Source organism: Streptomyces sp. WZ-12 (assembly GCF_028898845.1).
Classification (GTDB): Bacteria; Actinomycetota; Actinomycetes; order Streptomycetales; family Streptomycetaceae; genus Streptomyces.
The window spans coordinates 193,474-219,359 of sequence record NZ_CP118575.1; the positions used below are offsets into that span (position 1 = coordinate 193,474).

The window sequence follows — 25,886 nt, forward strand, 5'->3', positions numbered from 1 at the left end:
CCGCACCGACTTCCGCTCTCACCCACATATCAGAACCCGTCCGAATCAAAAACCAAAACCGCGTACCCTTGAAGCCTAATCTTCCACAGCAAAACTCGACTCGACATCGATCTCCAGCGTGCCCACCAGTTCCTTTGAGGCGAGCTGGACCTGTTGCGTAGGGTCGCTATTGGGGTTTTTCAGATCGAAGAGTTCGATCTGGTCGACCTCACGGACAGATGGAACTTTTTCCAGCGTTTGAAGGATCTCTCCTACGTGAACTGGCTTGCCCCAGGGCCAGCCGGTACCCTCTTCTCCACCGTATAGAGGGTGAAAGTACTGACGGAGGGCAGCTTCCGCGTCTTCCTTGACCTCTTCATCAGACGCGTTTACCCAGGGTGTCACCGTAGCCTTGATCTTAATCTCATGATAGATGGCGAGGACCGTTGTCACCGACGTGCCGATAATGCGTAGATCTTCTGCTCGCTTCTGAACTCTCCCTATGAGGTCGTCAGAACCCACAGAAAGAGACGTGTAAGTATCCGGTTGCGGAAATTGGGGAACGACGTTAAGCACTATGTTGCGGGGTACACCGCTGGGCAGCTCTTCTGTGGCAGCGCCTATACGCGCTACACCTGGGACGTGTTGTAGCGTACGTTCGAAGTCGGCAAGAGTGACAGCACGTTGCAGCGACGTAAGCCCCAGGGCCGAACGCTTAATTACTTCATCTACGGTCTCCGCCGAGCTCCCCATGTCCAGCAGTTCTCCGTCCGCTTCCAAATCGCCGCTATTCGTCAGAATTGTCACTGGAAAGGAGGAAGGAATAGGGACACTGGATGCAGTGTAGTACGTTGCAGTAATGCGTTGACCTTGGTCCGGAATCGCACCGTATTGAAGCGATGTCGAAGTTTGTGAAACGTATACCAGAGGGCCAAACATGACCTTTCCGGATACATCGTCCCAAGTCCAGCACTCCTCCTCTTCTTTTCGGCGAGAAAAGGACAGGACGAGGTCCCAGGGATTCCCTTGACCATTGATAGTTACCGTCAAGAGCGGAGCATCGTTGGCCCATAACGTAGGCGACAGTGGTTGACGGGCAGGGGAAAAAGATTGCCCAGGCTGCCCCGTGGAGATACCCAGTACTTCGTCCTCGACTAGTTCTACAGCGGCGGCATCTATAACGATTCCTGATGAATCCTCGCTGACCATTGGAGCAGTGATCGTGATGAATTTCACTGGATACTCTGCACTGGTCGCCTGAGTGCCGGGCGGGATCTGCGGCACGCTGCCATCAGCTTTGAGGGTGACTCGGATGCGGGGCGGCGTGGGAGGTGCGGGGGCAAGGCCGAGGAGTTTGAGTAGGGCGCGTTGGTGTGATTCTGGAACGCGATTGACTCGGTAGCAGAGCTCGTCCACCTGTTGGGCGCAGGCTTCGATCAGGGTGATGCCGGGGTCGGAGACGTTGTGGTCGGTCCAGGTGGGATCGAGGGTGGGAAGGAGTCGTTTGGCGGCGTCGACGAGGTCTTGGAAGCGGAGGTCGTCGAGGTTGGGGACAGGGAGGGCCATCACCCGCCTCCAGTGTTGGGTGTGGTTTCTTCGGGGATGACATAAAAGGGGAAGACGAGGTTCCGGATGCTGTTGGTGGAGCGGATGCGGTAGCGGATGTCGATGTACATCAGTCCGGGGGTGGTGTCGTCGGTGGCGATGCCGATGTGGTCGACCTCGATGCGGGGTTCCCACCGTTCGAGGGCGGTTTGGGTTTCATACACGGCCTGGCCGGCGGTCGTCGCGTCGAGGGGGGCAAAGAGCAGTGAGTGGACGTTACAGCCAAATTCCGGGCGCATCGCCCGTTCGCCGAGCCGGGTCGTGAGAATAATGTGGATGGCCTGTTCGATCTCGCGAGGGCCGCTGGTGAGTGCCACGGTGGCGTCGGCGTTGAAAGTGGCAGGATGTGTCCAGCCACGGCCGATCAGGGCGGTGTCGTTCACGCTGGCCTCCTCGTAGGGTGGGGCGAGTGCTGGGGATGGGAACGTGAGATGAGGACGCCAAGATCAGTTGATCTCCACGGATCTGCCTTCGATCTTGACGTTGCCTGTGGTCTTGAGCGTGAGATCAGCGCTGCCGGCGTCGAGGCTGAATCCCTCACCGTTTAGGATGATGGCACCGTTATCGGTGATGCTGATACTGCTGTCGCCGTTGGCTATGTCGATATTTCCGTCCTCCTGACTGAGGTGCAGGGTTCGCTGTCCGTCACCGGTGGTCAAGCAGACGTGCTGGTCGCCCGTGATGCTGGTGGTCTTGGTGAATCGATCGAGTTGCAGCACTTGCCTGCCCTCGCCGGTGGACAATCGGATGCCTTGCGGATCCTTATCTTTGGCGTCAAGGAATTCGAGCCGGTCCCCGCTGCGGGACGCTAGCGATTGCCGGTTAATGTGATCTTTTGATTCGGGGTCGATCAGTGGGAGGTCTTCGCTGGAGGGGGTGGGTTTGTCCTTGCCATTGTAGAGACCGCCGAGGACGTAGGGATGGTCAAGTCGCCCTTGTTCAAACCCGATGAGGACTTCGTCTCCGACCTCCGGGCTGATCACTCCGCCACCGCGAACGCCGCCCAGTTGCACCGTGCGGACCCAGTCGGTTTCGTAGGTTTCGCTGAGCCAGGGCAGCTTGAGTTTGACCTGGCCCCGGTCTTTGACGTGGTCCGGGGTGTTCTTGTCTGACTTGACAGCGACCACTTTGGCGACCGCCAGGCCTGCGTGGTAGCCGGGTGGGAGAGGCGGGCGTTCATAAGGCAAAGGAGCGGGAGGGGCCGTGCGAGCGCCAAGGCGTACCCAGGTCGTGTCGCCGTTCTGGTCGAAAACGTGCGTGACCGACGTAGCTGTATAGCGGCCAGTAAAGATTGACCCTGTGTTGATGAGGGTGACGGGCGTTCCGGCGCGGAGTTGAGGGGAGATACGGAGAGATGCCTCTAGTTCGATGAAGCCAGAGGTGATGGAGGTGGCCAGTGCCTCGGCTGTGGCTTTGGCGTCCTTGGCGGAGGTGCAACCGGTGGCCAGTTCGGTGGGCGGCGTGTCGAGGCCTAGTTTTTTGGCGGCTTCGCCGGGGGTCAAACCAAGGTCAATCTGTGGGCTTTTGCCGGCTTTGGCAGTCGTTGTGACGGTGTCCTTGATGAGAGGATCCCAGCCGATGACCTTGACCTCTTCAGCCTGCCCTGCGGAGTCGGCCATGATTCGCAAGGTGAGAAGATTATCACCGAACTTGAGTACGTAGGGATTTTTGGCGGTGATTTGATTCAGATGTGGTGCTTTATCGGCTGCTGCTGGTCTCAGCAACGATAGTTCTTCGCGGTCCACTACGAGTTCCAACCCGGTTTTGCGGGTGAGCATCTGGAGGAACTCCCAATCCGTCATATTCGTCTGGGCCATGTAGCCTTGTTCTTCGTCCCTATCGACCTTTCCTAACTTCAGTTTGACACGCCTAACCACCTCGCCCAAGATTTCCTTGGTGGTCATTCCTTCATAAACGATCGCATGGCGTCCGTGATGGAGCCTGTGTGCGCGGTCCAGAGCTCTGATCACAGTGAACGTTCCGTCAGTGTTGAACTCTGTCTCCACTGCGGTCACTTCTCCATCGAAGAGCTCTTGCCGCGAGGAACCGATCGGCACGGAGATTTCCACTGTCGAACCGATGGAGATTTCGAACTTACTCAGCATCTCGTGATAAGGGTCTCGAAAACTCAGTCGGGCTGATGCTGGCAGGCGGGTGTGTGTATCGACGGAGAGACTTTCAAAAAAGCAGCCAGACAGCTGTTTGCTGTTGAAGATGATTTGAGGCAGATTAGCCATGCCAGCCTCCCACATCGGTGAGTGCCGGGATGGTCAGCACCGTGCCGGGCGCGAGGGCTGCGACGTCATCTATACCGTTGATTGTGGCGATGCGACGCCAATGGTCGGGGCTCCCGTAGTAGCGCCAGGAGATCAGAGGAAGAGATTCACCTGCGATGAATCGGTGCTGGGTGAGTGCATCGAAAGACCCTGATGTTGGATTTTGTCGTTGTATTTCCCCACCGATTTCTTCGATAGAGATAGAGCAGGTTGCTTGTACAGGTTCACCGCTAAGTAAAAACGCAGTGTAGATAGCATTCACATCTGTGATGCAACCATTGAAGCGCCCCGCCTGAGAGCCTCCCCATTCCAGGCGGACCCATGGCGGGGAGGGCCGCTGCGCATCGATGCTTTTTTGGGTGGGCCTGCAGCAGTTAAGGAGCTCATCAACCTTTTCTTGAACATAGAATTTCGCAGATGCATCGATGGCCCTGAAGCGAGCATCAAAACTGAGGGTACGGGGCTGCGCGCCGATAAATTCTGCGCGCGCGGCGGCCTGCGCTGCCCGGGCTGGAGTTCGAGCAAGCCTTGCCGACCCACCGGTCGACAATTGGGTCGGATTGAAGTTGAACTCGATATCTTTGATAAATGCCCCCGGGTTGGTGCTAAAATTGTCACCGGGCGGCTCGTATATCTTAATTTTCGCGTGGACCATGCCTCGACTCCATAGTAGATCCTTTCAGATGGGGAGTCCTCCGACCCTAAAATCCTAGACGAATCCTTGGTGGCAAATCTCCAGGGTCTCCTCGGCCGCGGACACTCTACCCGCATCGAACGAGGGGCCCTTCCAACTCACGGGAAACACACCCATCAGGAGCCAACTGCCCAGTACTCTGCCATCCGGTCCGCTGGCCACAATCTCGCCTAAAGTGGGCAGAGGTACAATTCCTGAACTGCTGACCCACCACGACAGCGGTATGGTCTGCTTGGTGAAAGGCCGACTGAGCGTGATGTTGGAAAACCGTACCCCGGTCGGCCACTTCCACGTAAAGGAATCGAACCCGCCCTCCTTGTACTCGTCGATCTCGACGTTACAGCTGAGCCCCTCGCATCGGGTAAAAAAACCAAACCCCAAAACACCTGCAGTGAATTTCCAGCTCATCGCGAAGTCATCGTCAGACATGACGAAACTTTCTCCCTTCCCCACTCAGATACATAGAGTGGCTTCCAATATTGAAGTGGCGGCGATTAAGCAGGTTCGACGATCGATTTAAGGCAAGAAGGAGAAGATTCCCGAGCGTTCGTCTGAGGATTTCTGCTCCTTGCGCATCATCCAGCTCAGCGGAGCGAATAGGGCCTGAGCGAGTCTCTCGGCGTGATACGCTAGAAGCTCCTCAACTATGTCATCCATATTCCCACGATTCAGGTGGGCCGAAACTGACGGCGAATCGAAAGCTTTCCTTGCTGCATCTGGGAATTGAGACGCGACAGTCGTGCCCAAGGGGGTGACTGTTTGCGATACAGGCACTGAGGACGCCTGCCCACCACTCTGTTGGCCCGCCGAGAGCGCTACCTGGGGTTGGGGCTCTGGCCGCGTGAGCCGAGCGCCACGTGGTAAAGACGACAGCGGCTCACCGAATCCTGAGGCTCTCGCCGGCACGACAGGTGTCGACGATGTATGCGCGGAAGGCCGAACGAAGGAGAGCGGCACCTGTCCAACAAACACCGGCTCACTGTGTCCCCCCTGCTCATCCCTCGCCGACACACCAGCACGACCAACAACAGGCCACCCACAACCAAGCAAACCGCCAACCGCTCGCCCCCGCCCCGAGACCACCTCACGCCGGCGTTCGACACCTGTGCTCGTCAACACCAGTCCCGATACCGAGACCACCCCACTCCTCCGCCCGCGCACCAAACGAACTGTGCCACCCCCACCGAACATTCGACCGCGAGCCCAAGGAGACGCCGACACACCAGCACGACCAACAACAGGCCACCCACAACCAAGCAAACCGCCAACCGCTCGCCCCCGCCCCGAGACCACCTCACGCCGGCGTTCGACACCTGTGCTCGTCAACACCAGTCCCGATACCGAGACCACCCCACTCCTCCGCCCGCGCACCAAACGAACTGTGCCACCCCCACCGAACATTCGACCGCGAGCCCAAGGAGACGCCGACACACCAGCACGACCAACAACAGGCCACCCACAACCAAGCAAACCGCCAACCGCTCGCCCCCGCCCCGAGACCACCTCACGCCGGCGTTCGACACCTGTGCTCGTCACCACCAGTCCCGATACCGAGACCACCCCACTCCTCCGCCCGCGCACCAAACGAACTGTGCCACCCCCACCGAACATTCGACCGCGAGCCCAAGGAGACGCCGACACACCAGCACGACCAACAACAGGCCACCCACAACCAAGCAAACCGCCAACCGCTCGCCCCCGCCCCGAGACCACCTCACGCCCCTTCTCTACAACCGGCAAACGCCGCCACCCCCACCCCACCACCGACACGGGTTGGGGCGAACGCACGAAGGACAACAACGCGGGCAACGGCACGCCACGGGTCCGCCGCGATCGCCTCCGCCACGAGAGCACTCCACCCCACACCGTAAGGATCCGTGGAACCTTTGCTACGGTGATGAGGCAGTGTCGAGACCATGCAGTGAGGTGTCTGATGGGCTGCGTCAGTGCCGTGCGGAGGGGTGGTGTGGTGCGTGACGCGTGTGCCCCCCGGTGTGTCGTATTCGAAGCGCCGTCGCCTGACGCCTCGGGGGGTGGTGTGGTGGCGTCTGAACGACGCGACCAGTCCGGCAGACGCGTCACTCGTGTTCACCTGCCTTCGTTGATGGTGGTGTTGATGCGGTTGATTTCGTTGACGTACCGCAGCCGTTCGTGGTGGGTGAGACTGTGGATGTCTTGGAGTGCCCAGTGGAAGTGGTAGGCGATGTAGGAGGTCTCGCGGTGCAGCTGGTCCACTGGGTGGGTCACGATTCCCCCAGGCGACCACGGGTTTCACGCCCTGGGACTTCCGTTCCGCAGGAGGGGCATGCCAGTGGCTTGGGGTTGACGTCATTGATTTGCTCGTAGAGGTCCTGCAGGTAGGCGAGGTCGACTGCGAAGAGCGACTCCATGATGTTGGGGTTAACCTCGGGTAGAGAGCCGAGTTGGGTGACAACCAGGCTCAGGAGCACTACTCCCAGATAGGCTTCGTTGTCTCGCACGCGCAGGTCAGCCAAAGGCGCGAGTTCGTCCCGGGCGGTGGCTCGACGCATGGTGCCGCTGCGGTGCACGGTTCCGGTGGAGTCGACGTATCCCAAGGGAAGTTCGAAGGTGAATTCGATCTGCAGGTGTTGGGCAGCGGACGAGGTAGGCGGGGCGCCTGCGCGGGTAGGGGTTTCGATGGTCATACGGCGGCTACGCTCCTTCGACGTCTACGTCTTCGTAGGTAACGGTGACCCTCTCTTGTGCGGCTCCTGACTGGCCTGCTTGGAGTGCGGGGGCTTCCCATGACTTGGCCCAAGCGTTGGACAGGCGGATGCGGCGGACAACCTCTTTTTGAGCATTCATCAGTACGATGGTGATGTTCTGTCGGGCCCCGTCGACGTCATGGTTTTCGACGGTCTGTTTGACCCAGTTGGTGAATGCGAGGTTCTTGTCCAGGCCGCGGGTGATGGTCACCTCGCCAGAGGTGGGGGGCCCGGGCTGCTTGCGCAGGATCGGGGTGCCGTCCGCGGTCACCTGGCGTACTTCGATCTCTTCCTGCCCGTAGGTGATGGCGCTGATCTCCTGGAAGGTCTCTACCAGAATACCGCCTAATTCTACGCCGAAAACGTTCGTACTTGCTGTGTCTCCGATGGCCATCTTGAATCATCACTTCCTGTGTGAGGTGAAGCCTAGGATTCGGGTCCTCCGACGATTTGGGTCACTCTGAAGGTGATGAATTCACCGGGTCGAACGGCGGCGATGCCGATGTCACAGTAGACCTCACCGGCGGCTATGGATGTGGGGTCGTTGTTCGTTTCGTCGCAGATGACGTAGTAGGCATCGGAAGGCGTTGCTCCTGCCAGGGCGCCTGCGCGCCATTGGTCCCTGAGGAATACAGAGACGTTACCTCTGAGGCTGGACCACAGTCGTTCGTCGTTGGGTTCGAATATAGCCCACCGACTGCTGACACGGATTGATTCCTGGATGAAGTTGCACAGTCTCCGGACGTTTATGTACCTCCAGTCAACATCGGAAGAATCGACCTGAGTGCGCGCACCCCAGACGCGGATTCCTTGACCCCTGAAGGATCGGATACAGTTCAGCCCTTTTTCGTTGAGCTCGGCCTGTTCTTCATCCATGAGATTCTTCTCGAGGTCCAGGACGCCTTGGAGCACTTCGTTGGCCGGCGCCTTGTGTACTCCTCGCTTTCCGTCAACCCGCGCCCACATTCCTGCGACATGCCCCACCGGCGGTACATACATCTTCTCCCCTGCATTATCGAATACCTCCAGCCACGGGTAGTATAAAGCGGAGAATTTTGCGCTGTCATCCTCGGTAATCAGGGGGGTGAGTTCCAATGCGGCCCGGTCCCCCAAGCCTTCCTGGAGGTGAAGCACAGTCATACGATTGCGCATCTTTGCGCAATGGGCCGCCATCGCTCTTGCATTGAGCTTCGCCTGCTCCTCTGTGCCAAACCACAAGTCAGGGGCGATTACGATGGTGACGTCTTCAAGGGCTTCGAGTTCCGCCAAGCCGGTTCCATTGGCCCGGCTTCCCTGGTACGATGGAGCCTCCGCTTGTTCGGGTTCTGCTGCCGTGTCATCTTCCCCGCCAGCGTCGTCAACGCCACCATCGCCGGATGCAAACGGCGACATATTTTCCGTCGCACTGTAGTTATCATCTACTGCGACCCTATAGCAGGGTCCGCCTCCGTTTTCAAACCATCCCCGTATTGCAGCCGGCACATAAGTAGATGCCGGTTCGCCTGTGGATGCGGGTGTGCGGTTATCCCACGGAGCAGACAGAAACTCGTCGTCCCCTAGATTAGCCCCAGGCGCACCCACCTCTCCAAAGGTACTATTAAGCTCCTCCCATTCCTGCCAGTTCCGGATGAATTGGGGTTCGCCGTCATACTGCGGATCCAAGAAGGCGGCACATGCGGTGGCCACGCCCTGAACCAAGCGCACCCCACTAGGAACCTCCTGCACATACACACCAGGAGCTTGCGGCGTCATGTTCACTCTCCATCCATCATAGGATCTATGACCATCAGTATCGGACACGATATGTGCGGTGTCACCTGGCGAATGAACAGCGAGTAGGGGGAAGATGCTGCCCCAAAGGGACCTCTTCAAGGCATCCCAACCAACTGGCCCCGCTTACGCCTCGGGGCATTCAGAATGTCCACGAGTCAGCCCATTAAGGCTGGCATTCTCTGCACACAGTGCACAACCCTTAGATCTTGCTGCATGCTAAATTCCATCCCTGTTTCATTAGAGCTCATCCCCCTGCTCGAGAGGCCGGCCCGTGATAAAAGAAGTGGATAACGCGTTACAAGTCATCGTGGATACCGAAATAGGTGAGGGGCAATTTGTCATTAAGTTTGATGCCCCCACTCGGGAAAAGGTTGCCGAGTGGGGCGGGGCCCATGCCGTCGACCTGTTCCTCTATGAAATCCACGAAGACCGAGCCAAGCGCTCCTGCGGCAGGATCTCCGTATACCAGAAGAACGGAGAGGCCCCCACACTGGAAAACCTGGGCCCTGAGTACAAAATTGGGGAATATGAGGCACCGCGCTTCTTCGCCCTCACGTACATGCTCACGGTCTGGACTGGAACTCCGATGGACGAACACCAAGTGCTCGGGCAATTGACTGCGCGCTTCGCCCATGAACAGACACTCCTATTGCCCTCTTTGGAAAGCATCCCCATCCTCAAACTGCTCGGCGTCACTGCCTCGCTGGAAATTTCTGAGCTGCCGCAGGATCGGATCTTTACGGACCTGTGGCCCGCTATCGGTAATACCCACACCCCGTTCGTCAGTCTGACCGTGACGCTTCCCTTGGTGTGGTTCGATGCGCCAGCGATCGAGTATCGTGTCGACAAGGTGACTGTGAGATTTCCCGACGAAGTGCCAAACGCCGCCCCGTCGATCACTGAGCCGCCCGCAGGCAACACCGGGCGCAGGCCTCAGATCAAAGGAACCTGTGTGGCCGGTGCGACCGTGACCGTGGCAACGACCAACGGAACGATCACCCCCGCCACCGTCACTCCCGGCGGCACCGCCACCACCTGGACACTCCCGAACCTCACCGATGACCTGGCAATCGGCAGACACGAGCTGACCGCCACCCAGACCGTCCCCGGCAGCGCCCCCTCCCCGGCCTCCACCCCCCTCACCATCACTGTGGTCGCTACACCTGCCCGCCTCGTCGTCTGGGGCGAGGGCGCGGACCAACTCACCACCGGGGCCCCTACAGAGCAGGGCTTCACCCAGGTCGCCTGCGCCGGAGCCGGCGGCGTCAACTATCCTCTGGTGGCGGTGGCGATTGACAAGGACGGCAAACTGCGCGTCTGGGGACAGAACGCGGCTCAGCTCTCCGAGGCTCCTACAGAGGAGGGCTTCACCCAAGTCGCCTGCACCGGCTACGGCCGCGCCGGCACTCTGGTGGCGGTGGCGATTGACAAGGACGGCAAACTGCGCGTCTGGGGACAGAACGCGGCTCAGCTCTCCGAGGCTCCTACAGAGGAGGGCTTCACCCAAGTCGCCTGCACCGGCTACGGCGTCGTCAACTATCCTCTGGTGGCGGTGGCGATTGACAAGGACGGCAAACTGCGCGTCTGGGGACAGAACGCGGCTCAGCTCTCCGAGGCTCCTACAGAGGAGGGCTTCACCCAAGTCGCCTGCACCGGCTTGGGCGGCGCCGACTCTCCTCTGGTGGCGGTGGCGATTGACAAGGACGGCAAACTGCGCGTCTGGGGACAGAACGCGGCTCAGCTCTCCGAGGCTCCTACAGAGGAGGGCTTCACCCAAGTCGCCTGCACCGGCTCCGGCCGCGCCGACTCTCCTCTGGTGGCGGTGGCGATTGACAAGGACGGCAAACTGCGCGTCTGGGGACAGAACGCGGCTCAGCTCTCCGAGGCTCCTACAGAGGAGGGCTTCACCCAAGTCGCCTGCACCGGCTCCGGCCGCGCCGACTCTCCTCTGGTGGCGGTGGCGATTGACAAGGACGGCAAACTGCGCGTCTGGGGACAGAACGCGGCTCAGCTCCCCGAGGCTCCTACAGAGGAGGGCTTCACCCAAGTCGCCTGCACCGGCTCCGGCGGGGCCGACTCTCCTCTGGTGGCGGTGGCCCTTTAGTAGGGTCGGGGACTGGCGCGGTGGCTTCCGCTCCGTTTCCAGCCCCCGCCGCTTCAAACCGTACGTGCGGTTCTCCCGCATACGGCTTTCCGACATCGTGTGAACGATCTTGATATTCCTCAGCCCCGCGATCACATAATTCCGCAGGTCCTCGCCGGGTTCTTGTCTATCTGATCGAGGGTCAGTCTGTCTTCTTCGTGGCTCCTCCTCGGGGGCGTTTGTTGGGCCGGTAGCTCGGGCCGTTCATGATCACCTGGTGGCTGGTGTTGATGAGCCGGTCGAGTAGGGACTCCGCGACGACGGGGTTCGGGAAGAGCGGATACCAGTCACTCGGCGCCCTGTTACTCGTCAGGATCAGCGACCGCCCTTGCCGCTCGGAAACCAGCTCGTAGAGGTCGTCGGCCTGCGTCGCGGTGAGCTGACGCATCGCGAAGTCGTCGAGGATGAGCACGTCGGGCCGGATGAACTCGCGCATGCGCTTGTCCCAGGTGCGGTCCGCGAGGACCCGGCTGGTCTTGGCGAAGCGGACGTTCGCGCCCTGCCGGATCGCGAGGTGACCAAGTGCCTGAGCGACGTGCGTCTTCCCGACGCCAACGGGTCCGAACAAAATTACGGACTCGCCGGTGTGGAGCCAGCGCAGGGCGGCGAGGTCGCGGATCTGGGCCGCGGGCAGCTTCGATGAAGCCGCGAAGTCGAACTCCTCAAGTGTAACGGCCTGCTCGAACTTTGCTCGGTGCAGGCGCCGTTGGAGCGCGACGGTCTCGCGGCGGGTGATCTCGTCCTGGCAAAGGGTCTGCAGAAACTCCAGGTGCCCGAGCTCGCCGCCGTGGGCCTGGGCGAGGCGGGCGTCGAGGGTTTCGAGCATGCCCGACAGCTTCAGCGCCCGCAGCGCGTCCCGCAGGGCGGTGTCCATGATGCTCATCTCAGGCCACCTCTCCCGCGTCGCCGTGACCCTGGTCGCCGCGGTCGCCGTTCGCGGTGCCGGGGGTCATGTCGGCCGCGAAGAGCCGCTTCGGCCCGTGCAGGAACGCGGCGGCCCCGCCGTCGCCGGTGGACTCGGGCTGCGGGTCGCTCTCGGTGCCGGCGATCAGGATGCCCTTGACGGTCCGGTAGGACGGATCGCCCACCGTGATGGCCTTCGCGCAGGCCGCCTCCAGTCGCTCGCTCCCGTACTTCTCCTTCAGGCCGAGCACTCCCTGGGCGGCGCGGAGCCGGTAGAGCGCATTGATCTCCAGCAGCTCGGCGATCAACTCGGCGCAGGACGGGCCGACTTGGGCTGCCTGCTTGCGGCACCAGACCGGGGTGCGCATATGGAAAGCGATCTTCTCGGGCGGGTAGTCGTTCTGGCCGGTGCGCTTGCCCTGCTCCAGCGCGGCGTGCGTCTTGACGAGCTGGCCGTCGTCGAAGACCTGCACCATCGTGGCGGTGGAGCGGACGTCGACCTTCTTGCCGATCAGCTTCCAGGGCACCGAGTAGAGGGTGCGGCCGACCTTGATGTGGATGTCCGGGCCGACGGTCGCCGTCGACCAGCGGGCCAGCACGAACGCGCTCGGCGGCAACGGCTGCAGCACCGGCTTCTCGACTGCCTCGAACACCGACAGTGGTGCGGCCCCGCCCAGCGGGCGGCACTGCCGCTGCCCCGCGACGTTCGTGCACCACTCGATCGCGGCGGCCTGCATCTGGTCGATAGAGGTGAATTCCCGCCCCCTCCACCACGAATCACGTATATAGGGCATAGGTCGCTCCACCCTCGGCTTGTCCTTGGGTCTCAATGCCCTCGCTGGGTCCACCAACGTGCCGTAATGCGCGGCGAGTTCGGCATAAGACCGGTTGATCTTCGGGTCGTAGAGGTCCGGCTTCTCGACGCCGGTCTTCAAGTTGTCCGGCACCAGCCGCAGCGGCGTGCCGCCGAAGAACTTGAACGCTTCGACGTGGGCCTCGCTCCAGGCGTGCTGGTCCAGGTGAAGGACGGGACGCACGAACATGTGCCGGGAGGCGGCCAGGACCATGACGAACGCCCAGATCCGGTGCCGCTTGCCCGAGCGCGGATTGATCCACTGCCCGAGGAAACCGTAGTCGATCTGGGCCTCCGAGCCCGGCTCGACCTCGTCCCGCAACACGGTGACCTGCGAGCGGCGCGATTCCTCGGGCAGCGTCGCCTTGACCCAGCGGCGCAACGAGGCGACCGACACGTTCAACTCGTGCTCGTCGCGCAGGCGTTGGTGGATCGTCGAGACGGTCACCGTCCCGAGCAGTCCCTCGATGTAGTCGCGGTGCTTGTCGATCTCGGGCCAGGTGATCTGCCGCAGCCGCTTGTCCGCGAGCTTGGGGAACCAGCCCTTGATCAGCTCGGCCCAGTCCTTCTCGGTCATGGGCGGCCCGCCGGGGGTTATCCCGGCGGCCACCGCCGGCGCCAGGTACTTCCCGATCGTCTTGCGGTCCACGCCGAGCGAGGCGGCCACCTCGCTTCGCGAGCGGCCCGCGTACCAGTGGACGTAGATCTCCGTGATGTCGACCACGCTGAACGTTCTCCTTGCCATCTGGCGCCACCTTCGACCGCGTACTTGATCGAAGGAAGCGTCCGCCTTCAGACGGCGAGGACCCTGTGACCGCGATCACGATCCCCATGGGGAATTCCGTGATCGCGGGGCTGGGAATTATGTGACGCACGGGGCGTCTGAGGTGCGGAATTTCGTGATCGCCCACACATCGTTCACCGACTGGCATGCGCCGTCGCCCTGCGTACGGTTCCGGTAAGGCGGTAGACCCGGAGCCGTGTGATCCACCCGTAGGTGAAACGGGTGGTTCCAGTTCCGACCCCGCAGGCCGTGTTTTCGGCTGGCGAGGATCGCCAGCCGTTCGTGGACGTAGCCGTCGACCGCGTTGAACTTCCGCCCGGAGTTCCCGTTGCGGAAGTACGCTCCCCAGCCCCGCAGCACAGGTGAGGTTCCCCCGAGATGCGGAGGATGGTGACAGAGGGTCAGATGGTTCTCATGAGAGGAACATCGACCATGGCTGCCCCCAGGAAGTCCTCGCTGGAGTTGCGCGAGCGTGCGGTGCGGATGTACCGGACCTCCGACCCGAAGCCCCAGATCAAGCGACTGGCTATCGAGCTCGGCGTGCATCCCGAGGCCCTGCGCGGCTGGATCCGGCAGGCCGAGGCCGATGCCGGCGAGCGGGACGACCGGCTGGCCAGCGACGAACGCGTCGAACTCGCCGCGCTTCGCAAGGAGAACGCCCAGCTCAAGCGCGCGAACGAAGTTCTGCGGACGGCCTCGGCTTTTTTCGCGGCGCAACTCGACCCGACCCGGCCCAGGTGACGGGGCTCCTCGACGAGCACCCTGACCTGGGAGTCGAGTGCGTCCTGCGGGAACTGCACATCGCCTCCTCCACCTACTACCGCTGGCGCCGCGCCGAGAAGCAGCCGTGCGAGCGGCGGCGTCGCGACGTCGAGCTGACCGAGCGGATCAAGGAGATCCACACCGAGTCCGGCGGGATCTACGGGTCTCCGCGCGTGCATGCCGTGCTGAAACGCGAGGGCACACGCGTGGGCCGCAAGCGGGTCGAGCGCCTGATGCGCGAGGCCGACCTGGCGGGCATCAGCCCGCGCCGCACAGGCTTCACGCGCCGGGATCCGAAGGCCACACTCGCCCCGGACCTGGTCAACCGGGACTTCACCGCACCGGCGCCGAACCGGCTGTGGGTCACCGACCTGACGATGATCTCGACCGGCGAGGGCCCGCTGTGGCTGTCGGCGATCCGGGACGCGTTCTCCCGCCCGGTGGTGGCCTGGGAGACCTCCGCCCGCGCGGACGCCGACCTGGTCCTGACCACGCTGGAGTACGCCCTCGCGTCCCGCGAGGTCGAGCCCGGCAAGCTCATCCACCATGCCGACCACGGCTGTCAGTACACATCCATCAAGCTCACAACTCGCCTGCTGCGGGCAGGAGTTGACCCGTCCATGGGCTCCGTCGGGGACAGCCACGACAACGCCCTCGCGGAGAACCTGTGGATGCTGATCAAGACCGAGTGCGTGCGCGGCCGCGTCTTCGCCACACGTGCCGAGGCGAACCTCGCGCTCTTCGAGTACACAGACGGCTTCTATAACTCCCCCCGCACCCAGGAACGACTCGGCTTCCTCAGCCCGATCGAATTCGAGGAGAAGTACTACGCCGAGCAGGCAACGGCCGAACGAGCGAACCTGAAACCCCGTCAACCCCTCCTGACCAGCTGATCAGCGCCTCCCGAACGACGGGGGAACCTCAACCCGGCGCAGGCCGTTGACCAGGGAGTGCAGTGCGGGGAGTTGTCGTGTTCGACGCGCTCCATCCAGGCGGGGAGTTCGCTGCCGGTCAGGTCCCGCATCATCGTTGCGAAGTCGCGGACGTGCTGGGTGGCCGCGTCCAGTTCGGGACAGCCCGCACTGATCTCCTTGAGCGCGAGGGCGTCCTCATCCGGGAGGCTGCCGGGGTTCGTCATGATCCATCGGATGATGCGGCGGGGCCGCGGAGCCACACAGGGTGCTGCCGGTGCGGCGGTGGAGGATTTGAAGCGGCGGAGGTAGCGCCGGGTGGTCTGGATGCTGCCTTGAGCCCTTTCCATCTGTACGGCCTGTGGGTGAGGCGGCGAGAGCATGTTGACCGTGGCGTGACGAACGGGGCATCCCGCTGGTTTGCCAAGTCGCCAAACACAGCCTCACCTGCGGAGATGCCCCGTGTTCCGGGAGCACGACCCGGAATCGCGACCAGGTGAGGTTCCCCCGTCGTTCGGGAGGCGCTGATCAGCTGGTCAGGAGGGGTTGACGGGGTTTCAGGTTCGCTCGTTCGGCCGTTGCCTGCTCGGCGTAGTACTTCTCCTCGAATTCGATCGGGCTGGGGAAGCCGAGTCGTTCCTGGGTGCGGGGGGAGTTATAGAAGCCGTCTGTGTACTCGAAGAGCGCGAGGTTCGCCTCGGCACGTGTGGCGAAGACGCGGCCGCGCACGCACTCGGTCTTGATCAGCATCCACAGGTTCTCCGCGAGGGCGTTGTCGTGGCTGTCCCCGACGGAGCCCATGGACGCGTCAACTCCTGCCCGCAGCAGGCGAGTTGTGAGCTTGATGGATGTGTACTGACAGCCGTGGTCGGCATGGTGGATGAGCTTGCCGGGCTCGACCTCGCGGGACGCGAGGGCGTACTCCAGCGTGGTCAGGACCAGGTCGGCGTCCGCGCGGGCGGAGGTCTCCCAGGCCACCACCCGGCGGGAGAACGCGTCCCGGATCGCCGACAGCCACAGCGGGCCCTCGCCGGTCGAGATCATCGTCAGGTCGGTGACCCACAGCCGGTTCGGCGCCGGTGCGGTGAAGTCCCGGTTGACCAGGTCCGGGGCGAGTGTGGCCTTCGGATCCCGGCGCGTGAAGCCTGTGCGGCGCGGGCTGATGCCCGCCAGGTCGGCCTCGCGCATCAGGCGCTCGACCCGCTTGCGGCCCACGCGTGTGCCCTCGCGTTTCAGCACGGCATGCACGCGCGGAGAGCCGTAGATCCCGCCGGACTCGGTGTGGATCTCCTTGATCCGCTCGGTCAGCTCGACGTCGCGACGCCGCCGCTCGCACGGCTGCTTCTCGGCGCGGCGCCAGCGGTAGTAGGTGGAGGAGGCGATGTGCAGTTCCCGCAGGACGCACTCGACTCCCAGGTCAGGGTGCTCGTCGAGGAGCCCCGTCACCTGGGCCGGGTCGGGTCGAGTTGCGCCGCGAAAAAAGCCGAGGCCGTCCGCAGAACTTCGTTCGCGCGCTTGAGCTGGGCGTTCTCCTTGCGAAGCGCGGCGAGTTCGACGCGTTCGTCGCTGGTCAGCCGGTCGTCCCGCTCGCCGGCATCGGCCTCGGCCTGCCGGATCCAGCCGCGCAGGGCCTCGGGATGCACGCCGAGCTCGATAGCCAGTCGCTTGATCTGGGGCTTCGGGTCGGAGGTCCGGTACATCCGCACCGCACGCTCGCGCAACTCCACCGAGTACTTCCTGGGGGCAGCCATGGTCGATGTTCCTCTCATGAGAACCATCTGACCCTCTGTCACCATCCTCCGCATCTCGGGGGAACCTCACACCGGGCACCGGTCCGCGACCTGCACCGCGTCAGGCAGGGCACGCCGGATCGCGTCAGCATAGGTTGCCGAGCCGTCACGGCACACGATCTCGATGCCCGGATGCTCGCTCAGCCACGCCTGTAGGGTGTCGGCCGTGCGACCGGGCAGCACGTCGATCCGCTCGTGAGTCTCGGCGTCGATGATCACGGTGGCATAGCGATGCCGCCGGCGCAGAGCGAAATCGTCGTCGCCGATCACGCGGGGCAGCCGCCCGGCGGATAACGGGATCCGCAGCAGGGCGCGCAGGGCCGTGTGACGCGACAGGCTCACCGCCAATATCGCCAGCAACCGTGTCCCCGCCCGGCCCGCAACTCCTTGACCACTGCCTTGACTTGCCTGGTCAGGCGGGTCGTACGCCGCTGGTACCGGTCCAGGACGCCGGGCACCTGTTCACGGAAGGTGTGGCGGCAGCCGCGCGTGGGACACACCAGGCGCCGCACCCGCACGCGGACCACTACCCGTCGTCCATCGACCGGCACGTCCACGACTGTCCGCCAGTGATAGCCGTGTACGCGTTCCGACGGGGCCCCGCAGGGGTGTGACCCAGATACGCGTCAAAGGGGCAACGGGTTGATCTTGAAGCCTCGACAGGTATTCGGGGTCACGCTGTGACGTCGGCGTTCTCGGTGAGGATGCGGTACACGGTGGCCACCGAGGGGTGTTCGCCCTTGTTCTTGCCTGAGGTGATGACGAGCTTGCGGGCGATCTCGGGGACGGGTACGCCGTTTGCCCGCAGGCTGCGGGCGTAGGCGGCCATGTCATCGTCGACCACTTTGGGGCGTCCGCCGTGCCGGCCGCGCTCGCGGGCGGACGCCTGGCCCTCCAGGGATTTCTCCCGGATGTACTCGCGTTCGGACTCGGCCATGCCGGCGAAGAACGCGAACAGGGCGGCGCCGTGCCCGGACGGGTTGTACACCCCCTGCAACGGTCCGGTGAGGAGTTCGAGCTGGATGTCGTGGTGGCGCAGGTCCTCGGCGATGGTCAGGAGTTCGGCGGCGTTGCGGCCTTTACCGAGTGTGCTTTGAGTGTGCGCTTCGCTCGATGGGGCGATCCGAGAGCACGTTGCGTGTCTATTTACTGATCGTCTCAGTTTCCTTCCCGACGTACGGGACGAGGGGCGGGAGACAGTGTGCGAAGTGGGATGGTCCTGGAGGACATCCGGGTACAGCCGATGAAGCGGGCCGGTGGCGGGTGGTCGTACACGATCGTCTGGCCGGACGGGTCGGTGGATGAGGAGGCGGACAGCTTCCTGCGGATGCACGAGGGGTCGGGGACGCAGAAGACCTACGCGTACACCCTGGTCGACCACCTGCGGTGGCGGGTACGCGAGGGGCTGGGTACGGAGAAGGTCACGCTGCTGGATCTGCACCGGTACATGGGGGCGGTCGGGGCGAGGGTGCCGATGCCGTTCGGGCAGCCGTGGCGGACGCCGCCGAAGAAGCCGTACGGCGAATCGGGGCTCCAGACCGCGGCCGCGTGCTTGAAGGGCTTTTACCTGCACCAGTGCGCCAAGCGCGGGATGAACGACGATCAGAGCCCATCCGGCCAGATCGACGATCGGTAAAGCGGCCCAGACGCTTCATTTCGTGCACCGTGAAGATCACCCGTTGGTAGGGGACGGCCTTCTTGATGGTGCGGGCGAAGTCCATCGCCTTGACGAACTCCGGCCGGATCTTGACGCGGGTGCTGATCTTCTCGGAAAAGACTGGGTCGCACCTGGCTTCCGCCAGGGCGTCGAGCTGGCTCTGGAGCTCCTGCTGGGCGGTACTGCAACGTGCGTATCCCACTCTCGTGGGCTTCGTGGTGGCCTCGGGCGCGGCGCCATCGATGGCCGGACCCCTCTCCCATGCACGGCCGGGGCCGCGGTCGGCAGGGGTGCGGACTTCGAGCTCGGCGCGGAGCTGGGGGACGAGCATGAATCGGGGGGTGTGGTACTTCGGGGCGACCTTGCCGCCGCGGGTGCGGCAGGTGCTTCCGGCGGGCACCTCACACGTGGGGCAGTCGAACTGTTCGACGGCGGTGGCCGGTTCAGCGAGCTGGGGCATGTCGCAGAACCTACCGCGAGGGGCATTATGCGAAGGCTTTTTTGCGAGAGGTTGTGAGAACGAAGTTCAGGGGCAAACCGGACGCGGCCAGGTAGGGATTGTCCTGTCTCTGTGATGTCCGGGCAGTCTCGGAGATCTCCGGGCAAGTGAGCTGACGTCTCGGTTATCTCCGGGCATTTGGTGGGGTGTATCGGTCTTCTCCGGGTGCGGCGGGCCCGGGCCTTCTACGGTCGTAGCGGCGGGGCAGCGACGTCGTAGCGGAGGCCGGGGTGGCGGGACATGAGGGTGTACCCGAGTCCGCGGAGGGATTCGAGGTCGAGTACGTCACGAGGGCGGGGGTCCGGCGGCGGGGCACGCTGAGCGAGCTGTGGCCGGTCCGGTTCGAGGAGGTCGCGCCTGAGCGGCGGTTTCCGTCTTTTCGCGGGCAGGGCAACTGGTGCGGCTGGTACTGGTCGGCAACGTGCGACGATCACGTGGGCTACGAATCGTGGCTGGAGCGGGACCGGCTGGTGCTCCTCGACTTCGACCCGCTGGTGACGGGCATGGCTTCGCAGCCGTTCCGGCTGTCGTGGACAGGGTCGGCAGGCAGGCGGATCCGGCACACGCCGGACTTCTTCGTACGCCGCGCGGACGGCACGGGTGTGGTGGTCGATGTCCGCCCCGATGACCGGATCGAGCCGCGTGACGCGGTGAAGTTCGCCGCGACAGCGGCAGCCTGTTCGCTGGTGGGCTGGGACTTCTGGCGGGTGGGGACGCCGGATGCGGTGCTGATGGCGAATGCGCGATGGCTGGCCGGCTACCGGCATCCGCGGGTGCACCGCCCGGACGTCGCGGCCGGTCTGGTGGAGGTGTTCGCCGAGGAGACCGCGCTGCTGGCCGGGGTCCGCGGGGTCGGCGACCCGATCGTGGTGCTGCCCGTGCTCTATCACCTGCTCTGGCGCCGGATTTTGGCCGCCGACCTCGAAACGGCGCTGCTGGCCATGGGGACGACGGTCCGTCTGGCCGATGCGACGGCGGGAAGTGGAGATGCCGACGCGTTCGCGACTGCTGCGGGTGGGTGACACGGTCCGGTTCGACGGGCGTCTGCACACGGTGGTCGCTTTGGAGGGGACTGCGGTCCGGCTTGTCGACGAGGCTGTGTCGGCAAGCGTGGTGTTATTGCCGCACCTGCTGATGTCCGACGGGTTCGAGGTGGTCACGGCCGCCTCGCCCCGTATGACTGTTCCCGACTCCGGAGTGCTGGAGGGCCTTCCGCCCAAGGCTGTGGAGCGGGCGGAGTGGTGGCAGCGGCACCTGGTGGAAGTGCTCACCGGCCGGCCCGCCCATGCCCCGGACGGGCCGGTGAAGACCGAGTACGACCCGCAGATGAGGTCGCTGCGGCAGCGGGAGCTGGCCAAGTCCGCCGAGCTCGCGGCGTCCGGGACGGCGGTGTCGCTCACGGTGCTGCAGGACATGCGGGCCCGCTTCGAGCGGGAAGGGATCCTCGGCCTGGTCGATCCGCGGCTGCTCACGGTCCCGGACGGCACGGGCCGGGCCGACCGGCAGGTCGTCGAAGCCCTGCGGCAGGTGGTGGACGGGCAGACCGGCAAGTCCACGGTGTCCGCTCAGGTGCGGCGGCGCCGGATGGAACGGCTCGTGGAGGCCGAGCACGGTCCTGGAGTGCCGCTGCCGTCGCGGGCCACGTTCTACCGGCTGCTGGCTGCGGTCACGGCCGGCCGGCACACCCTGGGCTCGGCCCGCACCCGCCGTTCCCTGGCCAAACAGCCGGACGGCATGTTCGGGCAGCTCACCGCCTCCAGGCCGGGCGAGGTCATGGAGATCGACTCAACTCCGCTGGATGTTCTGGTCGTTCACGAGGACGGCACGGTGGACACCGTCGAGATGACCGGCCTCGTGGACATCGCGACCAGGACGCTGGCGGCAGCCGTCCTGCGGCCGTCGACGAAGGCGGTGGATGCCGCTCTGCTGCTGGCGCGGGCGATGACGCCGGAACCGATGCGGCCGGGCTGGGCGGAGGCACTGCGCATGTCACGGTCGGTGCTGCCGCACGCCTCGCTCATGGCAGTCGATGAGCGTCTGTCCAAGGCCGCCGCCATTCCGGTGATCACGCCGGAGACGATCGTCTGCGACCGCGGCAAGGCCTACCTCTCCGACACGTTCCGGGCGGCCTGCAGGTCACTGGGCCTGAGTTTTCAGCCCTGCCACCCGACACCCCTACGGACAAGCCGCACATCGAGTCGACACTGGGCTCAGTGGCCACGATGTTCACTCAGTACCTCCCCGGCCACAAGGGACGCAGCACCGAGCACCGGGGCACTGACCCGGAATCCCAGCCGCTGTGGTCGATCCACCAGCTCCAGGAGCTGCTGCAGGAGTGGATCGTCATCTGGCAGAACCGCCCGCACGACGGGCTGCGGGACCCGTTCATGCCCGGGCGGGCGATGAGCCCGAACGAGAAGTACGCCGCCCTGGTCGCCGCCGCCGGCTACGTCCCGGTCCCGCTCGGCCCGCAGGAATACATCGGTCTGCTGCCCCGGGAGTTCAGGACGATCAACTCCTACGGCGTCCGCATCCGGCACCGCGCCTACGACAGCCCCGAGCTGACGCCGTTTCGACGGCAGCCGTCGGGCACCGGACCGGGTGACAGGCAGTGGGAAGTCCGCTACGACCCCTACGACATCTCCCGCGTCTGGGTACGCAATCACCGCGAAGGCGGCTGGATCACCGCGCTCTGGCGGCACCTTCGCACCGCACCGACCCCGATGGGCGAGCTGGCCTGGGACCACACCCGCCGCGTCCTCGCCGAGCGCGGCACCGATCCGGTCACCGAGCAGGAGATCGCCCAGGCCGCGGCCGACCTGCTGGACCGGGCCGCCGACGGACCCCAGGAATCGCCGGCCAAGCCCTCCCCGCGCAGCCGCAAGGACCGCAAGGTCGCCGCCCGCACCCGCACCACCAGCACTCCGTCCTGGCCCCGGCCCGCACCCGAGCCGGAGACCGAGGAAGCCGAGACGGAGCCGGAGAACGACAGCCAGGAGACCCTCGCGGACGTCGTCCCACTGGGAATCTTCGACGCCCGCAAGGAGGCCGAGACATGGTGGTGAGCGCGCCGGAGCCCGAGGGCCGTGACGTCGCGGACCTGGCGGTGCCCCGTCGCGATCCCACCACGCAGCTCACCGGCTGGCGGCAGTTCGTCGAGGCCGATCCGACGGCCTTCGAGCTGCTGTCCGAACAGCGGTGGCGTTCGCTCGGCCCGGCGGATCAGGAGCTCTATGACGACGCCCGGGTCCTCTATCACTCCGAACTTCAAGTCGTACGCACCTCGGCCGTCCGGGAGATCGCCCACCAGGGACGGCTGCTGACCCTGCTCAACCAGCGCGAGTCCGGCGCCCGGCGCGGACTGATCGTCTCCGGGCGGCAGACGACGGGCAAGACCACCGCGCTCAAGCAGCTCGGGCGCCTGCACGAACTCTGGGTCCATCAGCGCTACCCGGGGGACGACCGGATCCCCGTCGTCTATCTGACCGTCCCGCCCAAGGGCTCACCCCGCAAACTCGCCATCGAGTTCGCCCGCTTCCTCGGCCTGCCCTCCGTCTCGGCCCGGCACAACACCATCGACATCACCAACGTCGTCTGCCAAGTCATGATCGAGGCACGCACGGACCTCGTGCTGGTCGACGAAATCCACCTGATGAATCACGGCACCGCCGCCGGCGAGGACCTCTCCGACCACCTGAAGTACTTCACCGAGCACCTCCCGGCGACCTTCGTCTATGCGGGCATCGACGTCGAACAGTCCGGTGTCTTCACCGGAATTCGCGGCCGGCAGATGGGCGGCCGCTGCGTCCTGGTCCGCACCGGACCGTTCCCGCGCAACGCGGAGTGGCGGTCGCTCATCGCCACCATGGAAGACACCCTGCGACTCCACCGGCACCAGCCGAAGACCCTGGTGAACCTGTCCGACTACCTCCACAAACGCACCGGCGGAATGATCGGAAGCCTCTCCCACCTGATCCGCGCCGCCGCGATCTCTGCCATCCTCGACGGAAGCGAGCGCATCACCCAGGACCTGCTGAAGAACACCCGGATCGATCACAACAGCGAGTCCGCGTCCCATTCCGCAACCGCCTCCCGCCGGAAGGCCGGATGAGAGAGCCGACCGACTACTGGCTGACCAGGCCCCTTCCCCGCCCCTCCCGCCGTTCCCGCACGAAAGCGAACGGTCCTATCTGGAACGGCTGGGCGCCACGAACGGAATCCGGGCCGAAAGGGTGCTGGCACAGAGCTCCTGGCTGGAGTCCCGGCAGGACTACATCGAGCGGCTCGCCATCGTCAGCGGCCAGTCCCGCGAAACCCTCCTGCACGCGATCCCCCAACTCGGCCAGGAACACGGGCCGTTCCTCGCCGATCGCCCGGACTTCTCCGTGAACGCCCCTTGCCGACTCTGCGTCGCCCGCCGGACCGGAAGTTATTCCCACTTCTCAAGGGTCTCGGTCTGGAGCTCTCGCTTCCACGATCAGGTCTGCCTCCGGCACAAGATCTGGACCGGACGATCAGCCGAGAACTACATGCAACAGGTCGACGTCACCGACCTCCCTGACGTGATCCAGGCGCAACGGCGGCACTACCGGCTCCTGCGCAGACACGGACACGTCGTGCTCAGCGCCTGCTTCGAGCACTGCTCCGACCTCTGGGACGCCGTCGTCCGACGCGGATACCGCCCCAGCGACCGCCGCCGCCGTCTCGACGCCCTGGGCATCGGCCACCCCGAAATCTGGGACCCCCGCCGCTACATCGCCGTCTATCCCGAGGTCGTCGCGGCCACCGCGCTCTACGCCTCCCCTCACTGGAGGAAACTCGCGCGCTCCGAGGACAGCGGATACCTCCGCTTCCGGACCGAGTTCATCCGTCAGCTGCCACAGGAACGGATCCTTCTCAGGAGCAGCAAGCCGTGGTTCCTCAGGGAACTGGGAGACACCGCTCTACGCATCGAGGACGCCATTGCGGCATATGCCACACCGCGAGATGCCCGGACTCCACCGAGACAAGCGGAGACCCGAACGTCTCAACCAACTCCGGGCACCGCAGGTCAGCAGACCGCACTACCCTCACTTAAGCTTGAAATTAAAGGTTTCCCCTCGACTCTCAGGGTCGAGGGGTGTCCCTTTTCTGGGGATGTTTGCCGACAGGGTGACGGGGTGCGGGGGTGGTGGTGCGGCCTGGTGGGCGGCCGGGGCCGGGGCGGGTGGCTTTCGGGTCTCTGGTGGGGGTGCCCAGGATCCGTCGGATGCGGGGATAGCCGCGGCGGACACGGCCGGGGGTGAGCTGTTCTTGTGTCAGAGGCTTTTCCCAGGGGCGGCGGAGGTCGTCGGCCAGGGGGCGGGCGAGGCGGAGTTGGGTGTAGGCGGCGGTGATCAGCCAGACCCAGCGGTCGGCTTGCTCGGGGGTGCGGAGCCGGGGGCGAGTCAGCCCGAGGACCTGCTTGAAGAACCGGAAGGTGTGCTCGATGTCGAATCTTCGAAGGAAGATCCGCCACAGGCGGTTGACGTCGTGCGGGGTGGCATCGGGGACCGAGTGCCACAGCCACAGCGGCTTGGGGTCCCGGTTGCCAGGCAGGTACTCCACTGCCAGGTGGACCAACGTGCCCTCGATGATGGGCAGTTCACCCTCGTGACTTACCCAGGATCCACGTCGGTCCAGTTTCGGGTGCAGGCGTCCCCAGCAGCGGGCGACGACGGCGCCGAAGCGGTCGTGCACGCTAGTCGACGCCTGCACGGGTGCGGGGTGGGTGGCGGCATCGGCCAGGCGGAACGCCTCGCCGTGGCGCGGTTGCCGGCCTTTGGTGGGGCCCTTGCGGCGCCCGGGCGGGTGGTGCATGACGCGGTCGGCGCGGATCCTCCCAAGCAGCCGCACCGGCACCTCGCGCAGCAGCCACGTCAGACGCACGATGTCGTAGCCGGAATCCAGCACGAACAGCACCTCGGGATCGCCTTCGCGCCACTGTCCGGCCTGACGCAGGCGGTCGAGCAGGTCCCGGATCTGGGCGGCGGTGACCTCGGTCGCATCGTCGGTGGGACCCAGGCGGACCGCATCCAGCACTCCGGTCCACGAGGTCCGGCCCCCGCCCAGCCCGGCGGCGACCTGGTAGGGCCACCCCGGAATGGTCTGCCGCACCCCGTCACACCGGCACGGGCGATGGCAGTGCAGGCGGTCTGGTGAGCACTCCGCGTCCGGACGCGGCCACGGCGTCACATCCAACGCGATCGAGATCTGCCTGTCCGTCCCGCGCGGCAGCCGAAGCCCGGCCAGCGCCCACCGCAGCCGCGACACATCCAGCCGGCCCTGGGCAAGCGCGCCGTACATCGCCCCGTGCCCGCGCCGGTGCACAGTCTCCAGTGACAACTCCGGCAGTGACACCACCGGGCCGCCCGCGCACAACACCGCATCGACCAGCTCGAACAACGCATCGGCACGGCGGGACATCGCCGCATACAACTCCATCCGAAAGGACGACAGTTCGGCAAACGCCTCCCGACGAACGGACTCATGGACGACACTCAACACCGACGA

At 64.5% G+C, this 25,886-nt stretch carries 26 protein-coding genes and 2 pseudogenes; 8 read left to right on the forward strand and 20 right to left on the reverse strand.

Features of this window, described 5'->3' with window-relative positions:
* Positions 1-75 precede the first annotated feature (75 nt).
* The 9 genes from PV796_RS40995 to PV796_RS41035 form a co-directional block, all read right to left on the reverse strand.
* Complete coding sequence (locus tag PV796_RS40995; RefSeq protein ID WP_274919551.1) at positions 76-1,545, reverse strand: baseplate J/gp47 family protein; 1,470 nt, start codon at positions 1,543-1,545, stop codon at positions 76-78.
* Positions 1,545-1,967 (reverse strand): GPW/gp25 family protein, encoded by a 423-nt coding sequence (locus PV796_RS41000; RefSeq protein WP_274919552.1) that lies wholly within the window; start codon positions 1,965-1,967, stop codon positions 1,545-1,547. The genes PV796_RS40995 and PV796_RS41000 overlap by 1 nt, the downstream gene beginning before the upstream one ends.
* 63 nt (positions 1,968-2,030) lie before the next feature.
* A complete protein-coding gene (locus PV796_RS41005; RefSeq protein ID WP_274919553.1) occupies positions 2,031-3,821 on the reverse strand; it encodes a VgrG-related protein in 1,791 nt (596 codons plus the stop codon).
* Entirely contained in the window at positions 3,814-4,515 is a 702-nt protein-coding gene (locus PV796_RS41010; protein WP_274919554.1) for a CIS tube protein, read from the reverse strand. Before PV796_RS41010 ends, PV796_RS41005 begins: the two co-directional genes overlap by 8 nt.
* A 54-nt stretch (positions 4,516-4,569) precedes the next feature.
* The gene (locus PV796_RS41015; RefSeq protein WP_274919555.1) at positions 4,570-4,983 is read right to left on the reverse strand and encodes a phage tail protein; all 414 of its coding nucleotides are present in this window, start codon (positions 4,981-4,983) and stop codon (positions 4,570-4,572) included.
* A 1,659-nt stretch (positions 4,984-6,642) separates the two neighbouring features.
* Positions 6,643-6,801, reverse strand: a complete 159-nt coding sequence (locus PV796_RS41020) for a DUF6760 family protein (RefSeq protein ID WP_274919556.1) — start codon at positions 6,799-6,801, stop codon at positions 6,643-6,645.
* Complete coding sequence (locus PV796_RS41025; RefSeq protein WP_274919557.1) at positions 6,798-7,220, reverse strand: hypothetical protein; 423 nt, start codon at positions 7,218-7,220, stop codon at positions 6,798-6,800. The genes PV796_RS41020 and PV796_RS41025 overlap by 4 nt, the downstream gene beginning before the upstream one ends.
* A 7-nt stretch (positions 7,221-7,227) precedes the next feature.
* Positions 7,228-7,674, reverse strand: coding sequence for a phage tail protein (locus tag PV796_RS41030; protein WP_274919558.1), 447 nt, complete (start codon positions 7,672-7,674; stop codon positions 7,228-7,230).
* 32 nt (positions 7,675-7,706) lie between these two features.
* A complete protein-coding gene (locus PV796_RS41035) occupies positions 7,707-8,549 on the reverse strand; it encodes a phage tail sheath family protein (protein WP_274919559.1) in 843 nt (280 codons plus the stop codon).
* Between the two features lie 775 nt (positions 8,550-9,324).
* Between PV796_RS41035 and PV796_RS41040 the strand changes: the two genes are divergently transcribed.
* A complete protein-coding gene (locus tag PV796_RS41040) occupies positions 9,325-11,157 on the forward strand; it encodes a Pvc16 family protein (RefSeq protein ID WP_274919560.1) in 1,833 nt (610 codons plus the stop codon).
* 181 nt (positions 11,158-11,338) lie between these two features.
* Here PV796_RS41040 and istB read toward each other — a convergent pair whose 3' ends face one another.
* From istB to PV796_RS41055, 3 genes are all read right to left on the reverse strand, one after another.
* Positions 11,339-12,079, reverse strand: coding sequence for an IS21-like element helper ATPase IstB (istB, locus tag PV796_RS41045; protein WP_274919492.1), 741 nt, complete (start codon positions 12,077-12,079; stop codon positions 11,339-11,341).
* 1 nt (position 12,080) lies between these two features.
* A complete protein-coding gene (gene istA / locus PV796_RS41050) occupies positions 12,081-13,676 on the reverse strand; it encodes an IS21 family transposase (protein WP_274919662.1) in 1,596 nt (531 codons plus the stop codon).
* A 138-nt stretch (positions 13,677-13,814) separates the two neighbouring features.
* Positions 13,815-14,282 (reverse strand): group II intron maturase-specific domain-containing protein, encoded by a 468-nt coding sequence (locus PV796_RS41055; RefSeq protein ID WP_274919561.1) that lies wholly within the window; start codon positions 14,280-14,282, stop codon positions 13,815-13,817.
* On the opposite strand from PV796_RS41055, the gene PV796_RS41060 reads away from it, so the two are divergent.
* Together PV796_RS41060 and PV796_RS41065 are read left to right on the forward strand one after the other, a co-directional pair.
* Positions 14,169-14,477 carry a transposase gene (locus PV796_RS41060; protein WP_274919562.1) on the forward strand — a complete coding sequence of 103 codons (309 nt, stop codon included), beginning with the start codon at positions 14,169-14,171 and terminating at the stop codon, positions 14,475-14,477. The genes PV796_RS41055 and PV796_RS41060 overlap by 114 nt on opposite strands.
* The gene (locus tag PV796_RS41065) at positions 14,474-15,391 is read left to right on the forward strand and encodes an IS3 family transposase (protein WP_274919563.1); all 918 of its coding nucleotides are present in this window, start codon (positions 14,474-14,476) and stop codon (positions 15,389-15,391) included. Before PV796_RS41060 ends, PV796_RS41065 begins: the two co-directional genes overlap by 4 nt.
* Here the strand turns inward: PV796_RS41065 and PV796_RS41070 are convergent.
* The 5 genes and pseudogenes from PV796_RS41070 to PV796_RS41090 all read right to left on the reverse strand — a co-directional run bounded on the left by PV796_RS41070 (position 15,370) and on the right by PV796_RS41090 (position 18,502).
* Complete coding sequence (locus tag PV796_RS41070; RefSeq protein ID WP_274919564.1) at positions 15,370-15,636, reverse strand: hypothetical protein; 267 nt, start codon at positions 15,634-15,636, stop codon at positions 15,370-15,372. The genes PV796_RS41065 and PV796_RS41070 overlap by 22 nt on opposite strands.
* A gap of 301 nt (positions 15,637-15,937) precedes the next feature.
* The gene (locus PV796_RS41075) at positions 15,938-16,855 is read right to left on the reverse strand and encodes an IS3 family transposase (protein ID WP_274919565.1); all 918 of its coding nucleotides are present in this window, start codon (positions 16,853-16,855) and stop codon (positions 15,938-15,940) included.
* The gene (locus tag PV796_RS41080; RefSeq protein WP_274919566.1) at positions 16,852-17,160 is read right to left on the reverse strand and encodes a transposase; all 309 of its coding nucleotides are present in this window, start codon (positions 17,158-17,160) and stop codon (positions 16,852-16,854) included. The genes PV796_RS41075 and PV796_RS41080 overlap by 4 nt, the downstream gene beginning before the upstream one ends.
* A gap of 78 nt (positions 17,161-17,238) precedes the next feature.
* A pseudogene (locus PV796_RS41085) lies at positions 17,239-17,804 on the reverse strand (ISL3 family transposase); the annotation flags it as partial.
* A gap of 68 nt (positions 17,805-17,872) precedes the next feature.
* Positions 17,873-18,502, reverse strand: a complete 630-nt coding sequence (locus PV796_RS41090; RefSeq protein WP_274919670.1) for a recombinase family protein — start codon at positions 18,500-18,502, stop codon at positions 17,873-17,875.
* Here PV796_RS41090 and PV796_RS41095 point away from each other — a divergent pair.
* The gene (locus PV796_RS41095; RefSeq protein ID WP_274919678.1) at positions 18,401-18,835 is read left to right on the forward strand and encodes a hypothetical protein; all 435 of its coding nucleotides are present in this window, start codon (positions 18,401-18,403) and stop codon (positions 18,833-18,835) included. The two genes, PV796_RS41090 and PV796_RS41095, sit on opposite strands and share 102 nt — an antisense overlap.
* Before the next feature lie 55 nt (positions 18,836-18,890).
* Here PV796_RS41095 and PV796_RS41100 read toward each other — a convergent pair.
* Positions 18,891-19,316, reverse strand: a pseudogene (locus PV796_RS41100) (zinc finger domain-containing protein); the annotation flags it as partial.
* A gap of 269 nt (positions 19,317-19,585) precedes the next feature.
* On the opposite strand from PV796_RS41100, the gene PV796_RS41105 reads away from it, so the two are divergent.
* The 4 genes from PV796_RS41105 to PV796_RS41115 are packed head-to-tail and all read left to right on the forward strand — an operon-like array spanning position 19,586 to position 23,466.
* Positions 19,586-20,377: a TnsA-like heteromeric transposase endonuclease subunit gene (locus PV796_RS41105; RefSeq protein WP_274919567.1), complete on the forward strand. Its 792-nt coding sequence runs from the start codon at positions 19,586-19,588 to the stop codon at positions 20,375-20,377.
* Positions 20,343-21,761 (forward strand): hypothetical protein, encoded by a 1,419-nt coding sequence (locus PV796_RS41110; protein WP_342456982.1) that lies wholly within the window; start codon positions 20,343-20,345, stop codon positions 21,759-21,761. Before PV796_RS41105 ends, PV796_RS41110 begins: the two co-directional genes overlap by 35 nt.
* Complete coding sequence (locus tag PV796_RS42120) at positions 21,758-22,420, forward strand: Mu transposase C-terminal domain-containing protein (RefSeq protein ID WP_342456983.1); 663 nt, start codon at positions 21,758-21,760, stop codon at positions 22,418-22,420. The genes PV796_RS41110 and PV796_RS42120 overlap by 4 nt, the downstream gene beginning before the upstream one ends.
* Positions 22,411-23,466: an ATP-binding protein gene (locus PV796_RS41115; RefSeq protein WP_274919568.1), complete on the forward strand. Its 1,056-nt coding sequence runs from the start codon at positions 22,411-22,413 to the stop codon at positions 23,464-23,466. The genes PV796_RS42120 and PV796_RS41115 overlap by 10 nt, the downstream gene beginning before the upstream one ends.
* Positions 23,467-23,869: 403 nt before the next feature.
* On the opposite strand, the gene PV796_RS41120 is transcribed toward PV796_RS41115, so the two are convergent.
* The gene (locus PV796_RS41120) at positions 23,870-24,163 is read right to left on the reverse strand and encodes a hypothetical protein (RefSeq protein ID WP_274919569.1); all 294 of its coding nucleotides are present in this window, start codon (positions 24,161-24,163) and stop codon (positions 23,870-23,872) included.
* Positions 24,164-24,461: 298 nt separating this feature from the next.
* Entirely contained in the window at positions 24,462-25,880 is a 1,419-nt protein-coding gene (locus PV796_RS41125; protein ID WP_274919570.1) for an NF041680 family putative transposase, read from the reverse strand.
* Positions 25,881-25,886: the final 6 nt, after the last annotated feature.

Excerpts from the sequence above, each read along its gene's own strand:
- PV796_RS40995 (WP_274919551.1), bottom strand. The coding sequence starts at position 1,545 with ATGGCCCTCCCTGTCCCCAACCTCGACGACCTCCGCTTCCAAGACCTC.
- PV796_RS41005 (WP_274919553.1), bottom strand. The coding sequence starts at position 3,821 with ATGGCTAATCTGCCTCAAATCATCTTCAACAGCAAACAGCTGTCTGGC.
- PV796_RS41010 (WP_274919554.1), bottom strand. The coding sequence starts at position 4,515 with ATGGTCCACGCGAAAATTAAGATATACGAGCCGCCCGGTGACAATTTT.
- PV796_RS41015 (WP_274919555.1), bottom strand. The coding sequence starts at position 4,983 with ATGTCTGACGATGACTTCGCGATGAGCTGGAAATTCACTGCAGGTGTT.
- PV796_RS41025 (WP_274919557.1), bottom strand. The coding sequence starts at position 7,220 with ATGACCATCGAAACCCCTACCCGCGCAGGCGCCCCGCCTACCTCGTCC.
- PV796_RS41030 (WP_274919558.1), bottom strand. The coding sequence starts at position 7,674 with ATGGCCATCGGAGACACAGCAAGTACGAACGTTTTCGGCGTAGAATTA.
- istB (WP_274919492.1), bottom strand. The coding sequence starts at position 12,079 with ATGAGCATCATGGACACCGCCCTGCGGGACGCGCTGCGGGCGCTGAAG.
- PV796_RS41060 (WP_274919562.1), top strand. The coding sequence starts at position 14,169 with ATGGCTGCCCCCAGGAAGTCCTCGCTGGAGTTGCGCGAGCGTGCGGTG.
- PV796_RS41055 (WP_274919561.1), bottom strand. The coding sequence starts at position 14,282 with ATGCACGCCGAGCTCGATAGCCAGTCGCTTGATCTGGGGCTTCGGGTC.
- PV796_RS41070 (WP_274919564.1), bottom strand. The coding sequence starts at position 15,636 with ATGACGAACCCCGGCAGCCTCCCGGATGAGGACGCCCTCGCGCTCAAG.
- PV796_RS41080 (WP_274919566.1), bottom strand. The coding sequence starts at position 17,160 with ATGGCTGCCCCCAGGAAGTACTCGGTGGAGTTGCGCGAGCGTGCGGTG.
- PV796_RS41110 (WP_342456982.1), top strand. The coding sequence starts at position 20,343 with ATGCCGACGCGTTCGCGACTGCTGCGGGTGGGTGACACGGTCCGGTTC.
- PV796_RS42120 (WP_342456983.1), top strand. The coding sequence starts at position 21,758 with ATGAGCCCGAACGAGAAGTACGCCGCCCTGGTCGCCGCCGCCGGCTAC.
- PV796_RS41115 (WP_274919568.1), top strand. The coding sequence starts at position 22,411 with ATGGTGGTGAGCGCGCCGGAGCCCGAGGGCCGTGACGTCGCGGACCTG.